The sequence below is a fragment of the Pseudomaricurvus sp. ABR4_320 genome, assembly GCF_056159445.1.
Map to the genome: position 1 here is coordinate 1 of NZ_JBSWVF010000144.1, position 205 is coordinate 205.

The window sequence follows — 205 nt, forward strand, 5'->3', positions numbered from 1 at the left end:
CCTGTCTCACGCGCCGGCAACTTTCGCGTCTGACTGGACCTTCTGTTCAAAAGAGAAACAAACCTGTGCCTTTGAAGGCGAAGCGGAAGTCCGCTACGGAAAAAATGATTCCTGGAACACCGCCACCTTTGAAGACGGTGTTTACTGTGGCAACGCCAATTTTGGCGATCCACTGCCCGGCACCTTTAAGCGCTGCGAATACCGT

Annotated in this window: 1 protein-coding gene; it reads left to right on the forward strand. The window is 53.2% G+C overall.

All coding sequences use genetic code 11. The features are described 5' to 3' along the window. A partial coding sequence (locus ACXAFR_RS27740; RefSeq protein ID WP_475183494.1) for a hypothetical protein occupies window positions 1-205 on the forward strand: 205 nt, incomplete at both ends.